This is a genomic window from Nonomuraea sp. CA-141351 (assembly GCF_050944675.1).
Taxonomy (GTDB): domain Bacteria; phylum Actinomycetota; class Actinomycetes; order Streptosporangiales; family Streptosporangiaceae; genus Nonomuraea.
Genome location: NZ_CP191982.1, coordinates 6,054,445 through 6,067,843 on the forward strand (window position 1 = coordinate 6,054,445; position 13,399 = coordinate 6,067,843).

The 13,399-nt window shown below is 68.6% G+C and carries 15 protein-coding genes; 8 read left to right on the forward strand and 7 right to left on the reverse strand.

Going from position 1 to position 13,399, the window contains the following annotated elements:
* Window positions 1-333: 333 nt before the first annotated feature.
* The gene (locus ACQPWU_RS28935) at window positions 334-1,473 is read left to right on the forward strand and encodes a pentapeptide repeat-containing protein (RefSeq protein WP_433444873.1); all 1,140 of its coding nucleotides are present in this window, start codon (window positions 334-336) and stop codon (window positions 1,471-1,473) included.
* Window positions 1,474-1,605: 132 nt separating this feature from the next.
* On the opposite strand, the gene ACQPWU_RS28940 is transcribed toward ACQPWU_RS28935, so the two are convergent.
* Together ACQPWU_RS28940 and ACQPWU_RS28945 are read right to left on the reverse strand one after the other, a co-directional pair.
* Window positions 1,606-2,016 carry a hypothetical protein gene (locus ACQPWU_RS28940; RefSeq protein WP_433444874.1) on the reverse strand — a complete coding sequence of 137 codons (411 nt, stop codon included), beginning with the start codon at window positions 2,014-2,016 and terminating at the stop codon, window positions 1,606-1,608.
* A 380-nt stretch (window positions 2,017-2,396) separates the two neighbouring features.
* Window positions 2,397-2,618 (reverse strand): hypothetical protein, encoded by a 222-nt coding sequence (locus ACQPWU_RS28945; protein WP_433444876.1) that lies wholly within the window; start codon window positions 2,616-2,618, stop codon window positions 2,397-2,399.
* Window positions 2,619-2,851: 233 nt separating this feature from the next.
* Between ACQPWU_RS28945 and ACQPWU_RS28950 the strand changes: the two genes are divergently transcribed.
* The 4 genes from ACQPWU_RS28950 to ACQPWU_RS28965 all read left to right on the forward strand — a co-directional run bounded on the left by ACQPWU_RS28950 (window position 2,852) and on the right by ACQPWU_RS28965 (window position 5,173).
* The gene (locus ACQPWU_RS28950) at window positions 2,852-3,151 is read left to right on the forward strand and encodes a DUF4193 domain-containing protein (protein ID WP_433445307.1); all 300 of its coding nucleotides are present in this window, start codon (window positions 2,852-2,854) and stop codon (window positions 3,149-3,151) included.
* A gap of 51 nt (window positions 3,152-3,202) precedes the next feature.
* Window positions 3,203-3,340: a hypothetical protein gene (locus tag ACQPWU_RS28955; RefSeq protein WP_433444877.1), complete on the forward strand. Its 138-nt coding sequence runs from the start codon at window positions 3,203-3,205 to the stop codon at window positions 3,338-3,340.
* Between the two features lie 85 nt (window positions 3,341-3,425).
* Complete coding sequence (locus tag ACQPWU_RS28960) at window positions 3,426-3,569, forward strand: hypothetical protein (protein WP_433444879.1); 144 nt, start codon at window positions 3,426-3,428, stop codon at window positions 3,567-3,569.
* 365 nt (window positions 3,570-3,934) lie between these two features.
* The gene (locus ACQPWU_RS28965) at window positions 3,935-5,173 is read left to right on the forward strand and encodes an FAD-dependent oxidoreductase (RefSeq protein WP_433444880.1); all 1,239 of its coding nucleotides are present in this window, start codon (window positions 3,935-3,937) and stop codon (window positions 5,171-5,173) included.
* A 489-nt stretch (window positions 5,174-5,662) separates the two neighbouring features.
* Here ACQPWU_RS28965 and ACQPWU_RS28970 read toward each other — a convergent pair whose 3' ends face one another.
* The gene (locus ACQPWU_RS28970; RefSeq protein ID WP_433444881.1) at window positions 5,663-6,466 is read right to left on the reverse strand and encodes an aminoglycoside phosphotransferase family protein; all 804 of its coding nucleotides are present in this window, start codon (window positions 6,464-6,466) and stop codon (window positions 5,663-5,665) included.
* Between the two features lie 370 nt (window positions 6,467-6,836).
* Between ACQPWU_RS28970 and ACQPWU_RS28975 the strand changes: the two genes are divergently transcribed.
* Window positions 6,837-7,460, forward strand: coding sequence for a hypothetical protein (locus ACQPWU_RS28975; protein WP_433444882.1), 624 nt, complete (start codon window positions 6,837-6,839; stop codon window positions 7,458-7,460).
* Between the two features lie 37 nt (window positions 7,461-7,497).
* Here ACQPWU_RS28975 and ACQPWU_RS28980 read toward each other — a convergent pair whose 3' ends face one another.
* Window positions 7,498-8,715: an RNA polymerase sigma factor gene (locus tag ACQPWU_RS28980; protein ID WP_433444883.1), complete on the reverse strand. Its 1,218-nt coding sequence runs from the start codon at window positions 8,713-8,715 to the stop codon at window positions 7,498-7,500.
* Between the two features lie 29 nt (window positions 8,716-8,744).
* Window positions 8,745-9,137, reverse strand: coding sequence for a YciI family protein (locus ACQPWU_RS28985; protein WP_433444884.1), 393 nt, complete (start codon window positions 9,135-9,137; stop codon window positions 8,745-8,747).
* 230 nt (window positions 9,138-9,367) lie between these two features.
* On the opposite strand from ACQPWU_RS28985, the gene ACQPWU_RS28990 reads away from it, so the two are divergent.
* Window positions 9,368-9,637 (forward strand): DUF6461 domain-containing protein, encoded by a 270-nt coding sequence (locus tag ACQPWU_RS28990; RefSeq protein ID WP_433444885.1) that lies wholly within the window; start codon window positions 9,368-9,370, stop codon window positions 9,635-9,637.
* Between the two features lie 179 nt (window positions 9,638-9,816).
* Here ACQPWU_RS28990 and ACQPWU_RS28995 read toward each other — a convergent pair whose 3' ends face one another.
* Together ACQPWU_RS28995 and ACQPWU_RS29000 are read right to left on the reverse strand one after the other, a co-directional pair.
* Entirely contained in the window at window positions 9,817-10,929 is a 1,113-nt protein-coding gene (locus ACQPWU_RS28995; protein ID WP_433444886.1) for an acyltransferase family protein, read from the reverse strand.
* A gap of 65 nt (window positions 10,930-10,994) precedes the next feature.
* Window positions 10,995-12,785, reverse strand: coding sequence for an AMP-dependent synthetase/ligase (locus ACQPWU_RS29000; RefSeq protein ID WP_433444887.1), 1,791 nt, complete (start codon window positions 12,783-12,785; stop codon window positions 10,995-10,997).
* Window positions 12,786-12,944: 159 nt separating this feature from the next.
* Here ACQPWU_RS29000 and ACQPWU_RS29005 point away from each other — a divergent pair, with 159 nt between their 5' ends.
* Window positions 12,945-13,106, forward strand: coding sequence for an ATP-binding protein (locus ACQPWU_RS29005; protein WP_433444888.1), 162 nt, complete (start codon window positions 12,945-12,947; stop codon window positions 13,104-13,106).
* Window positions 13,107-13,399 lie beyond the last annotated feature (293 nt).

Genomic DNA, 13,399 nt, shown 5'->3' on the forward strand with positions numbered 1-13,399 from the left:
AGGTACGGGCCGGACTCGGTCGGGCCGCCGGTATTCGGCCGTCTTCACGCCTGCTCACAGACCCCGACACCCGACGAGTCACCGAAGTGACAGTTCCGTCGAAAGGCCTATATTCCGCACCCACCTTCAGGTCGAATGGTTGTTGTGACAACACGGCAAGCGCGTCTGCGGCGGGCCCTGATCTGGTCGATCAGCGGGGTCGTCATCACCGTCATCGCCACCGTGACCTTCCACCTGCTCGGCGGCGCACCCGACACCACCTGGTGGCGGCCGGTCCTGGAGCAGCTTCCCGCCTATATGGTGCCGCCGTACTCCACAGAGGATCTCCCTCCCGTGGCGCTCACCATCCTCGCGGCCGCAAGCCTCCTGGTCGGCGTCAGTTGCTGGTTCGCAAGCAAACTGCGTCGCCGCCCCGGCCTGCGGCCGCCTACGCCGGAGGAGATCGAGGCCCACCCGCCTGAGGGATCCTTCGACGCGCTCATCGCCGAACGAGGGACGCTTCTTCAGCGGATGAGCACCTGGGGCGTCACCCTCGGGTTGCTGCTGGCCGCAGGCAGCATGGCCTACACCACCAGGTCCACGGAAACTTCGCAGGAAGGGCAGATCACCAACAGGTACACCCAAGCCATGGAGCAGCTCGGTTCCGAGAAGATCGAGGTCCGCCTGGCCGCGATCCACACGCTGCAGCGCCTGGCGCGGGATTCTCAACGAGACCGTGTGACGACGGTCGATGCCATGGCCGCGTATGTGCGCGAGCACGATTCGATGTCAAAGGCCCGGCTGCTCGGGCAGCCGGAGACCGACGTGCAGATGGCCCTGACCGTGCTCGGCAGCGTCTACGATGCGCCGAACACCGAGCTCGGGCACGACTGGGTCTGCAGCTGTAACTTGGCGAGCATCCGTGTACCAGGCGCAGATCTGAGCGGCCTGAACCTCGGCATCGCCGTCCTGACCCGGGCAGACCTACGTGGGGCTTACCTGAGCGGGGCCAACCTGGATCACGCGGACCTGTCCGGCGCCGACCTGCACGGGGCATATCTGAACAGCGCAGACTTGCCGCACGCGGTCCTGTTCATGACGGACCTCAGCGAGGCGAACCTGAACCGCGCAGTCCTGAGCGGGGCCGATCTGTACGAGGCCAACCTGAGGAGGGCGGACCTGAGCTGGGCGGATCTCAGCGGGGTGGACCTGTTCAACGCAGACCTGCGCGGGGCGGACCTGCGCGGCGTGAACCTGCGCGGGGCGAGCCTGAGCGGGGCGGACCTGCGCAAAGCGAATCTGCGCAAGGCGATCCTACGCGGGGCGGACCTGAAGGGGGCGAACCTCAAGGGTGCGGATCTGACGGGTGCGGACCTGAAGGGGGCGAACCTCAAGGGCGCGGACCTGACGGAGGCGAACCTGACCGGGGCGAACCTGAACGCGGCCAAGACCGACGACGAGACCAAGCTTCCCGCAGAGGCCCCTGGGACATGAGTGGGCGGCGTCCCCTGGCGCTACCTGAACGCCGGCTTCGACCTGGCCACCGCCCAGGCCCTCGCCGGGCATGCCTCCCCTGTCACCACGGCCTGCCGAAAGCACGAACATGACTCTGGTGGTCGAGGACTGTCAGGTGGCGGCCGGCGGTGCTGGCTGCGACGGGGTGCATGGGGTCTGGAGTGTGGGGGCGAACCAGGCTCTCGCTGGAGGAAGCAGGAGCAGAGTCACGATGAGCGCGGACCAGGGTGCGGTGACGACCCACATAAGGGTGTCTTTGATCAGGAAGTGGATGAAGTCGAGCAGCGGGATGGTGAGCTGGACGGCGATGGTGGCGTGACGGACCCGCGGGCGACGGGTGTGCCACTGGTTCGCCAACCAGCCTGTGGCGAGTGGCGGGAGGTAGAAGGGGGCGTAGAGCAGGTCCTCCAGGACGTCATTGGGGGCGAGAACCAGCCCCAGGATGAGCAGAACGATGCTGAGCAGGGTGAGTGTCGCCTGTAACCAGATCAGGTTCCGGGCGACCCTTACAGACAGGGGCATGCTGGGGGGTCCACCTTCAGTTCTCAGGAGCTCGGCGGAGGCGTCCGCGCGGACGGCTCGCCATACCAATGGTCCCATTTCTTCTGGACCGCGAGCTCCACACCTTCCGCGGCGACACCCTTACCTGCGGCTGGGTCGACGAAGCCTGCCACTGGCTCAACCACCTCCGACGCTCGCCCTTGATGCCGACGTGACGTCGCGCGATGTGCAGGACGCTGCTGGCCTCAGCCTCCCTGACACGACCCGCGGTTACGACCGCAACCGTCATCGTCTGGCCCGTTTCCCGCCGGCGGCCTGGCGGACTCTGATGATCGTGTCCGCGCTGACGCCGAACGCCGTGTGCACGATGTCCGCGTCGCGGTTGCCGAGGCGCAGCCTCTTCACGTCAGCCGGGTGTAGTCGCGCTGGTCGACCGCGTACAGCGTGTACTGCGACATCTCGGCGTCGTGGCCGCGTTCCTGCCTCCGGGCGCTGGCCTCCATGTACCAGCCGAGGCCGGTGTCGCTGGCCAGTGCCTCGGTGGCGGGAGGCTTGGGCCGGGTCGCGCTGTCCCACCGTACGGCGAGCAGCGCCGGGACGTGGGCGAGATCCTTGGTTTTCATCACTAGAGGGATCGCTAGCCCGGAGGCACAGACGGGACGGCCAAGGCACGGCTGACTGGCGTACGGCTCGCCAGGTCCGCCCCGGCCGGGCGGCCACCGCCACGAGACTTTCCCGCTCCCTCGGGGCCGGAAGGTTCGTTGTGGATTCGTGGGGGCACGGATGGGAATCTCCCTGCGGATCGGGCACAAGACAGGCGGCCCGCGAAGACATATGGATGAGGCGGATGAGCACCATGGCGACCGACTACGACAGTCCACGTAAGACAGATGACGACTCCGGGGAGGACAGCCTCCAAGAACTCCAGGCCCGCCGCGTCGACACGTCCTCCGGCAGCGTCGACGTCGACGAGACCGACCTGGCCGAGTCGCTCGAACTGCCTGATGCGGATCTGTCGAACGAAGAGCTGTCCGTGCAGGTGATCCCGCCTCAGGCCGACGAGTTCACCTGCTCGCGCTGCTTCCTGGTGCACCACCGTAGCCAGCGCGCCTCCGAGCGGAACGGCCAGCAGATCTGCCTGGAGTGCGCCGCCTGACTGGGACGACGATGACGGGGTCGGGGAACGCAGGGACAGCCCGTACCGCCTATGGCTGTCCCGTCGTTCCTCGACCCGTACAACCTGCGCACCCGCGAGACGGACCAGTCCGCCGACCGGCCGACGGTCGTCTTCACCCCGTACACGGAACTGCTGGACGCCGTTGCCAAGGGCGCGCCGAACGGCTGATGACGCCGTGACCACCCCCGGGGGTGCGGGCCCACGCTGCAGCGGGCTCGCACCCCCGTTCTCTCCCCACCACCTGGAGATCGCCATGCGCCGATCCGACATCGACGCCCAGCTCGACACCCTCTACGCCCGAGTCCCGTCAGCCCACTGCAAGGGCCTGTGCGCCGACTCGTACGGCCCCATCGACATGCACCACCCGCGCCAACGGACAGCGCGCCCGCCTGCGTGAGACGAGCACATCTGGGCGGAGCGTACCGAGGTGCGGCCGGGCAACCACTTCCGCACCTGGTCTCCGCGCGTATGCAGGAAGTCCGACGACGGCGCGGTCACCAAGCACTTGGAGATTGGCTACCCGGTCACCGCGGGCTGGAGACATCACCTCTGTGCCATGCGGCGGTACCTCTGCTTTGGGGCTCATCGCGCCCTCCCGAGCGGAGAGCCGAGGCGCTGGGAGGGCTCGATCGGCCGCACCACCACCCGCAAGGCTTCCAGGCGGGTCGGTCGCGGTGCTCGTCGGTGATCTTGCAAGCGATTGCAGGCTTGCTTTCACGAGATTTCATCTTAGGATGAATTAGAGGCGCTGAGAGGAGAGTCGTGATCACTGAACGTACTGGCGTGCTGGTGTCCGGAGGCGGTCCGGCGGGCGTGATGCTCGGCCTGCTGCTGGCCAGAGCGGGGATCAAGGTCACCGTGCTGGAGAAGCACGGCGACTTCCTGCGCGACTTCCGCGGGGACACCGTCCATCCCTCGACCATCCGTCTCATTGACGAGCTCGGCCTCGGCGAGGGCTTCCGCGCTCTGCCGCAGAGCCGTCTGGACAGGGTGGCGTTCCCCACCCCGGACGGAAGCCAGAGCACTCTCGCCGAGTTCGGCCGGCTTCCGGGGCCGTACAACTACATCGCGCTGGTGCCCCAGTGGGACCTGCTCAACTTCCTCGCCAAGGCGGCCGGCGGCGAGCCGGGGTTCGCCCTGCACATGAACACTGAGGCGACCGCACTGCTCAGGGAGGGCGAGAAGGTCGTCGGCGTCAGGTATCGCACGGCGGACGGCGCCGAGGGAGAGATCCGCGCCGAGCTGACGGTGGCATGCGACGGCAGGCATTCCACGCTGCGACGGGACGCGGGGCTGGTGCCCAAGGAGTTCCCTGTGCCGTTCGACGTCTGGTGGTTCCGCCTGCCCAAGTGGGAGAACGAAGGGGGCGCGCCTGCCAGCATCCTGCCGGTCTCTCAGGGCAGCGAGATCCTGCTCTCGCTGAACCGCGAGGACTTCTACCAGGTGGCGTACTTCATCCCCAAAGGTGCGGACGCGCGGCTGCGGGCCAAGGGAATCGAGTGGTTCCGCGAGCGCGTCGCCCGCCTGCGCCCGGACTTCGCTGACCGGGTGGACCACCTGGAGAACATGGACCAGGTGGCCATGCTTGACGTGAAGCTGAACCGCCTCGACCGCTGGTACACCAACGGCCTGCTGCTCATCGGCGACGCTGCGCACGCCATGTCGCCGGCCGGCGGCGTGGGGATCAACCTCGCCGTCCAGGACGCGGTGGCCGCGGCCGCCATCCTGGCCGGGCCGCTGCGGCGGCATGCCGTCACCCGCGCCGACCTGGCGGCCGTGCAGCGACGCAGACAGCGGCCCGTCGCGATCATGCAGGCGTTCCAGCGAGTGATCCAGCGGGTCGTCTTCGAGTCGGCGTTCGAGGGCAAGTTCGCGGGTCCGCCCAAGGCGCTGCTCGACCTCGCCCGGGTGGTTCCAGGGTTCCGCGCGTTACCGGCCCGGCTCGTGGGCTTCGGTCCCCGGCCAGAGCATGCTCCCGCCTTCGCTCGCCGACGTCCGTAGCGGGTCCTGCCGCCACCAGGGCAGGAAGACGGCCGTGCCGGCCAGCAGGATCTTCCGCGACCGCGACCGCGACCGCGATCACGGTGCAGGCGCTCGTCAGCCCGGGCCAGCACTCCCCATAGGACCGTGACGAGGCGACGGCCGTACGCCCGCTGATGGTCCAGGCAGTGAGCACGTGGGCCTTCGCGTCGGTCGCGGTGCGCTGCAACGCGTCGAGGGTCCGCTGGCCGGTCACCTCTCCGGCAAGGGCCAGGATGGCGGGCCGCTCGTACAGCTCGCACACTGGACCGCGCTGGCCACACGGCAGCCGCTCGCGGTGGATTTGTTTCCAGTAGACGACTCCCCCGAGCACCGGCGTTGGCCAAGCTGGCTGGCGGCGGCTGTATCCGTGGCTGCGGACATGGCTCTGATGTGAGTGCCGTTTCCCGTATCCGGCCGTGCGCGGCGGTGGTGAGCCGCCGATCCCCTGCTCGGGGGTTGAGGGTTCTGTCAGCCGAGCAGCTGAAGAACCCTGTCGGCCTGCCGCTCCAGGGTGCCTGCCGGGTTGTGGGGCGTCGCCGGCCCGTCGGGGCCGAGCTGGAGAAACCAGCCCAGCGCGATCAGGCGGCGAAAATCGCGCACCCGCTCGGCTTCTCCCGGGGCCAGGTCGATGTCGGTCAGCAACTGCTCTGCGTCCAGGGTGCCGTCGAGGCGGGAGATATGCTCGATCATCTCGCCGAGTTCGAAGGCGCGATCGTTGCGGCCGGAGTCTTCCCAGTCGATCAGGCGCACGCGGCGCTCGTGGTCGTCCCACAGGAGATTGGCGTGGTTTCCGTCCGCCAGCCCGAGGATGGGCGGCAGAGGATTCGTGACGAGTTGGTCGGGGGCGGTGGAGGCCAGCCAGGCGGCCCCAACGCGGAACGCCTCCTGAACGAGCGGGTTGTCACCGAGGTCCGGCTGCTTGTCGGCACAGGCGCGGGTCTTGTCCACGGCTGCGGCAGGCCCCCAAGCGGCGGGCTCGACCGCCTCCACCACCGCGGTCGGGATCTGTTGCAACCGGTTGAGTGCAGCGGCCACCGCCTCGATCTGCTCTCCGGTGGCGTGCTCGCCGCGCAGGACGCGGCCGGGCAGCCTGCTCATCACGATCATCGGCGGATGAGCCTCCAGCGCGGCCTCCACAGGCGCGGGCGCCAGGCCAGGCACGTGTTCGGTGAGCAGGGTGAGTGCCGCCCATTCCCGGTGGCGCGACGCAAATTCGGGCTTGGGTGAAGGGCTTGGCGTTCCCTCCTGGACGTCGTCCTCATGGACATCCACGTGCCGGGCACGTCCCTCGGCCGGGATCGTTTCGGGACCCTTCACTGACTACGACTGCGAGCGTACTTTTCGTTACATGACTCCCCCATGCCTCTGAATGCCGTTCTTGAGATGGCCGGACTGAAGTTGACGGGATCGCCTGAACATGCGGTGCTGGCGCTGGGCCGATGGCCGTGACCAGGACCCGCTCGGCGGGCTTGCTCATCTGCTTCTTTCGGGACCGAGCCGAGCACGGTTCCCAGGTCGCGCCCGCCCGCCTGGTGAGGGTGGGGATATCGGATGCTCATGTGGGCGTGCGTGACGAGTATGGCGGCGAGCGCGTTGAACCCGGTCATCGCCTGCACCGTTGATGTCGGTCATCCATGTGGCGTTGACCAACCTGATCGTGGTCGCGCCCTTCCTGGTCCTCGGCCCGTATGTGGCGGAGGAGCATCTCGGCGGAGCGCCGGCCTGGTCCGCGATCGGCATCGCGTACGCCGTCGGAGGACTCGCCGGCGGCTTCGTCGCTGTTCGAAGGAAACCCTCCCGTCCCGTGGGTGCGGCTTTGGCGGTGTTTCTGCTGATGACGCCGCTGCCAGCCCTCCTGGCTGTACCCGCCACCCTCTGGCTGCTGATGCCGGCCGCTTTCCTGGCCGGCTTGGAGGTGGTGATCTACAACGTTCTGCAGACCTCCACCATCCAGCGCCACGTTCCCGACCGCCTCATCGCCAGGACCAGTTCCGTCGTCACGCTGGGCTCGCTCGCGGCGGCACCCCTGGGCATGGGTCTCGCCGGACCCGCCGCGCAGGTATTCGGCACTGGCACCGGCCTCGCGGCCAGCACAGTCCTGGCCATCCTCATCACCGTAACCGCCCTGCTCGTTCCATCGGTGTGGCAGATCCAAGACGAACAAGCGGAGCCGGGCCGAACCCGCTCAGACCGACGACGACTCCAGTCACTCCCACTCGGCATCGGACAGCTCATGGCGACGGATCACCCTCTACATGATCCATAACTCACGATCAACATGACAGCACTTTGAACGACGCTGCCTAGCGTCCTAGCCCGCGCAGTCGCCGGTTGAGGTAGCGCTGCTCCGGCAGGCTCGTCGTCAGCTCCGCGGCCCGCCGGTAATGTTCGGCCGCGGCCTCCACATCGCCGTTCAGCTCCAGCAGATGGGCGCGTACGGCATACAGCCGGTGATGCCGCTGCATGGCGGGATCGGTCAGCAGCGGGTCGAGCAGGGCCAAGCCGATCGTCGGGCCGTGGGCCATCGCAACGGCGACGGCATGGTTGAGCGTCACAGTCGGGGCGGGAGCAACTCGGCTCAGCATGTCGTAAAGAACGCTGATCTGCATCCAGTCGGTGGCCTGGTAGGTCGATGCCTCCGCGTGCACCGCGGCGATCGCCGCCTGGATTTGGTAACGGCCGACGTGCCCCCGCGGCAGCGTCTGCTCCAACAGCGCGACACCCTCGGCGATCAGATCGCGCCGCCAGCGGGAGCGGTCCTGCTCAGCAAGCGGCACCAGATCACCGGCAGAGTCGGTCCGCGCCGGCAGCCGCGCGTGCGTGAGTAGCATCAGCGCCAACGCGCCGGACACCTCGTCATGGTCGGGCAGTGCAACGTGCACCTGACGGGTGAGCCGGATCGCCTCCTCGGCGAGTTCGACGTCGACCAGGGTCCCGCCGGAGGTGCGCGTGTAGCCCTCGGTGAACACCAGGTGGCAGACGTCGAGCACAGCTGCCACCCGGGCCGGCAGTTCCTTGTCCGACGGCATCGCGAACCGTGCGCCTGCGCCACGCAGCGTCGTGCGGGCGCGGCTGAGGCGCTGGGTCATCGTGCGGGCCGGCACCAGGTACGCGGTCGCGATCTGCTCCACGCTCAACCCGGCCACCGCCCGCAGGCTGAGCGCCACCTGCGACGGCCTGCTCAGCGCAGGATGACAGCACAGGAAGAACAAGCGGAGAGTGTCGTCGACCTCAGTTGCGGGAACCTCGTCCGCTCCAGGCGCCACGCCAACGTCATCCGGCTGTCGTGCCCCGTCCAGCGCCTCGCGGCGGGCGCGGGCCGAGTCGGCCCGCGCCCGGTCGATCAGGCGCCGCGACGCGACTCGAATCAGCCACGCCCTCGGATTGTCGGGAACCCCACCGATGGGCCATTGAGAAGCAGCAGCCTCCGCGGCTTCCTGGGCCGCGTCCTCGCAGTCACCGAGGTCGCCGTACTTCCGCACAAGCGCGCCGAGGACGTGTGGCGCCTCCCGACGCCACACGTCCGCGAGTATCCGCCGCACCATATGAGCTATTGGTCGTCGCCGCCTGGCCACATCATCGGCCGCAGCTCCACCGTCTCTCCGGGGCCGGCGAACTTCGCGGCGACCGCTTCTGCGCGGGCCTGGCTCTCGACGTCGATGAGGAAGAACCCGGCCAGATGCTCCTTGGCCTCCGAGTACGGGCCGTCGCTCGCCAGCGGGGAGCCGTCCTGCCACCGGTACAGTCGTGCGGCCGCGGGGTCGCCGAGTGCCTCTCCGCCGAGCAGTTCGCCGTTGGCCTGCAGCTCGGACATCACCTGCTCGAAATCGGCGTTCAGCTGCTTGCGCACGCTATCCGGCAACTCCTGGTGGGCAGCAAGGTAGTCGCTGGTGGGGTGCCCCCACGGCTGTGGATTGGAGTGGATCATGATCACGTACTTCATGGCCTTCAGCTCTCGTCTCGTGCGACGGCCGCTCCGTCGCTCGACTGGGACGTCGGTGCGGACTTGCCGATGTCGACACTATCCGGGAGCTCGAAACGTGCTGGGAGTCGCCCAACACGCGTCCCCGATGTGCGCTGGTCTGGAGGAGCTGTGATGCTGGCGGTCAACGTGGCGCACGGCTGCTCCGGCGGACTCGATGGCACGTCGGGCCTGCACCGGGGGGATCCATCATGATCGAGTGGGGAGGCTATGCCGGCATCATGCGAGACGTGGTCCGCGACTTGTCGGCCGGCGCGATCATCGCCAGCGTCAAGCGCGACGTCAACTGGAATGCCACGTTTCTCTACGTCGTCGACGGCCGGGTGCGCGCCAGGTTCGATCCCAAGTACCGGGGTCACAGTCCCACCCGTCACCCGGACGACCATTCGAAATCCAGCGAGGAAACCGCCAGCGTTTCGGGACGCTCAACGCCTTCAACGCTGTTTGGTAGTCCGGGATAGCCGGGTGACGGCAACCCGACTTCTTGGGAGCGTGAGAGCCGTGCGCAGACGGGCTCGGCGCATTCCCAAGATAGCGGTGACTGAACGTGCGGCGCAGCATGCCCCGCTCCTTCAGCGGCTGCGGTTCGTGTTCCCGCCGGTGGGGATGACACGGCCGGGTCTTTTGTTGGGTGCCGAACTCAGCGAGCTGCCCCTCTCCGGGGTCGGCGGGCGGCCAGCTCGACTCGGGCGAACAGGACGGCCAGCACGGCCAGCACGGCCGATGGGGCCAGGAGCCATAGCCAGCGCTGGGCCCACCAGCCGACGGTTGGCTCCGCCGGCAGGGTGCCACCCAGCCCTTCATAGGCCCACAGCACCACCAGGTACGCGGTCATGTGCCAGAGAAAGATGGTCAACGCGACCACGTTGAGGGCCACCACCGGCTTCCAGGCAGTCGGCCGGCGCAGCAGGCGCTCGGCAGCCGGCGTGACCAGGACCAGCAGCCCGAGCTGAAAGACGGCCAGGGCGGCGATGGTGGCGTTGGTCGGGAAGATGTTGGATTCGGCGCCGGTGGTGGCCACCATCGAGAAGGGGTAGCCCGCTCCCACTGTCAGCCCGACCAGCCCGGCCAGTCCGGCCCCGGCGACCGCCAGCCGCTGCGCCAGCGGCCGCCGCCCCAGCTCCCAGCTGCGCCAGGCGTAGCCGAGCTGGTGGCAGAACAGCCACACCAGGGCGGCGGTCACCCAGCCCGCCCAGGCCAGGCCGGCGCCGCGGTGCGCCACGCTGCCGAGGGCGATCAGCAGCACGAGCGCTACCAGGACCCCGGCTCCGTAGCGGGCGTTCAGGCTCGCGGTGATCGGTACTACGGCGATCAGCAGGCCGTACACGGCCAGGAACCACAGCGGCGTCAGGTAACCGGGGAACCACTCCCACATCCATCGGTGCGGGCCGGGCAGGGCGGCCGCGAACAGCTCGCCGACGAGCCAGACCAGGGCCCAGACGGCAGTCGGCCAGAGCAGCCGGCGCAACCGTCCTCGGACGAACTGGCAGGCGCTCGTCCCGCGCGCCTGAGCCCGCTGCCAGCCGACCAGGTTGGCGTACCCACCGACCAGAAAGAACACCGGCATGATCTGCAGCACCCAGGTGGCCGCCCAGCCACCGGGCACGGCATGGATCGGGTTGGGCATGGCCAGGCTGCCGTCGGCGGTGCGGTGGGTGACCGACAACGTCCAGTGCCAGAGGGTGACGACCACGATGCACAGCGCGCGGGCGGCATCGACCACCCGGTCGCGGGACGCCGGCGTGGCCGCCACCAGCCGGTCCAGCGCCGATCGCTCGCCCGCGACGCGGCGGGGCTGCCGGTCTTGGCGTCTGGCGCTCAGCGGTACAGCTCCTCGATGTCGGCCGCGAAGTCCTTGTGGACCATGGCACGCTTGACCTTCAGGGTCGGGGTCAGATATCCGTTCTGCTCGGTCAGGTCGACCGGAAGGATCCGGAACCTGCGGATCGACTCTGCCCGGCTCACCGCCGTGTTGGCCTCGTCCACGGCCGTCTGGAGCCTGGCCAGCAGATCCGGATCGTCGCGAAGCTCGGCCGGGCCGGCCTGCTCGGGCCTGCCGGTGGCCCGCTTCCATGACGCCAGCGCCTCGGCGTCCAGGGTGATCAGCGCGGCGGTGTACGGCCGCCGGTCGCCGACGACCACCGCCTGGCTGATGAGCGGGTGGGTGCGCAGGCGGTCCTCGAGCGGCTCCGGGGCGAGGTTCTTGCCGCCGGCGGTGACGATGATCTCCTTCTTGCGGCCCGAGATCGTCAGAAACCCGTCCTCGTCCAGGGCGCCGACGTCGCCGGTGCGCAGCCAACCGTCGGCGGTCTGGCTCTCCCTGGTCGCCTGCTCGTTGCGCCAGTAGCCCAGGAACAGGATCGGGCCCTTGATCAGGATCTCGCCGTCGTCGGCGATCCGGATCTCGACCCCGGGGAGGGGCTGCCCCACCGTGCCGATCTTCAGCGCGTAGGGCAGGTTTACGGTCGCGGCGGCACTGGTCTCGGTCAGCCCGTAGCCTTCCAACACGATGATGCCGATTCCTCGGAGGAAGTGGCTCAGCCGTGCGCCCAGCGGCGCTCCGCCGGAGATGGCGTAGCCGACCCGGCCGCCGAGCGCGGCCCGCAGCCGCCGGTACACCAGCCGGTCGCACAGGCGGTGTGTCAGGCGCAAGCGCCAGCCTGGCCGCCCATCGTCCAGCGCATGGCTGAAGGCTACGGCGGTCCGATCGGCCCAGTCGAAGATCCTCCCCTTGCCCTCAGCCTGGGCCCGCTGCTGAGCACCGTTGTAGATCCGCTCGAATACCCTGGGCACCGCCAGCAGGAACGACGGTTGCAGGGCAGCCAGGTCCTCGGTCAGCCTGGCCGGGTCGGCGCTGTGCGCCAGGCGCGTACCCCGCTCCACGCAGGCCACCTGGATCACCCGCGCGAATACGTGCGCCAGCGGGAGGAACAGCAGGGTCGAGGCGTCCTGGCCGAAGATCCGCTCCAGGCTGTCGATCGCGATGCGAGCCTCGTACAGCAGGTTGCCGTGACTCAGCATGCAGCCCTTCGGGCGGCCGGTGGTGCCCGAGGTGTAGATGATCGTCGCCAGGTCGTCGGCCGACACCGCCCGGCGGCGCTCACGCAGCTGAGCGTCGTCCACGTCCAGCCCGCCCTCGCGGAGACGGTCCAGCCCGCCGCCGCGGATCTGCCACACCCGCAGCGGCCCGGACAGGCCCTCGGTCACGTCCTCGACCAAGCGGCGATGCGTCTCGCGCTCGACCACCACCGCGACCGGGCCGGCGTCCTCCAGCACCCAGCGGACCTGCTCGGCAGAGGAGGTCTCGTAGATCGGGACAGGCAGAGCCGCCACCGTCCATAGCGCATAGTCCACCACCGTCCACTCGTAGCTGGTGCCGGCCAGCAGCGCGACCCGATCGCCGGGCCGGATCCCGGCGGCGAGGAAGCCGGCTGCCAGGCTGCGAACGTCGGCCGCGAACTGCCTGGCCGTCACCGGACGCCAACTGCCGGCCGACCGGCGCTGGAACAGGACCATGTCGCTGTTCACCCGGTCGTCGGCGAACACCACGTCGGCGAGTTGGGCGTCGGGAGCAATGGTCATCGGGGCCGGGACGGCATAGACACGCATCGTCCATCTCCTGTGAGGAAAAGGCCAACCAGCTGGCGTCAGTGAACTGCGGCACCGGGCGCCGCATGTACGGCGGCAAGAAGCAGCTAATTAGCCTGATTCCCCAGGTCACCAGGCACACACCTGACAGGCGGAGACTGTACGGCGGCGCAGCCAGGCGTGCCACCATCTGCCCGCGCCGGGGCCGAGGCCCGGTTCATGAAGACCGGCAGGGTCCTCACCCGCCCCGCCGTTCTGGTCCTGGACGACTTCGGCATGCGCGAGCTCACCGCAGCCCAGGCCGACGACCTCTACGAGCTCATCACCGAGCGTGACGGGTAATCACTGATTCTGACATCCAACCGGGCCCCGGCTGACTGGTATCCGCTGTTCCCGACCACTGCCGTCGCCAAGTCCCTCCTGACTCTTCAACAACAGCCACCAGTGCTTCATGAACGGGCCGAGCTACCGCCCGAACAAGAATCCCTCGGGTGTCGTCCCCACCTGGAAGACGAGCGACAAGTAGAATGACAACACGCCCACGACCTGGGGAATTACCTGATCAGAACCCCTGGGGAATAACGTGAGCGCCGACATTCTGGTGGATGGAGACTCTCGTGGCAACCGCCGAAACC

Coding starts and splice junctions, on each gene's coding strand:
- ACQPWU_RS28940 (WP_433444874.1), bottom strand. CDS start 2,016: ATGCCCCTGTCTGTAAGGGTCGCCCGGAACCTGATCTGGTTACAGGCG.
- ACQPWU_RS28945 (WP_433444876.1), bottom strand. CDS start 2,618: ATGAAAACCAAGGATCTCGCCCACGTCCCGGCGCTGCTCGCCGTACGG.
- ACQPWU_RS28950 (WP_433445307.1), top strand. CDS start 2,852: ATGGCGACCGACTACGACAGTCCACGTAAGACAGATGACGACTCCGGG.
- ACQPWU_RS28955 (WP_433444877.1), top strand. CDS start 3,203: ATGGCTGTCCCGTCGTTCCTCGACCCGTACAACCTGCGCACCCGCGAG.
- ACQPWU_RS28960 (WP_433444879.1), top strand. CDS start 3,426: ATGCGCCGATCCGACATCGACGCCCAGCTCGACACCCTCTACGCCCGA.
- ACQPWU_RS28985 (WP_433444884.1), bottom strand. CDS start 9,137: ATGAAGTACGTGATCATGATCCACTCCAATCCACAGCCGTGGGGGCAC.
- ACQPWU_RS28990 (WP_433444885.1), top strand. CDS start 9,368: ATGATCGAGTGGGGAGGCTATGCCGGCATCATGCGAGACGTGGTCCGC.
- ACQPWU_RS29000 (WP_433444887.1), bottom strand. CDS start 12,785: ATGCGTGTCTATGCCGTCCCGGCCCCGATGACCATTGCTCCCGACGCC.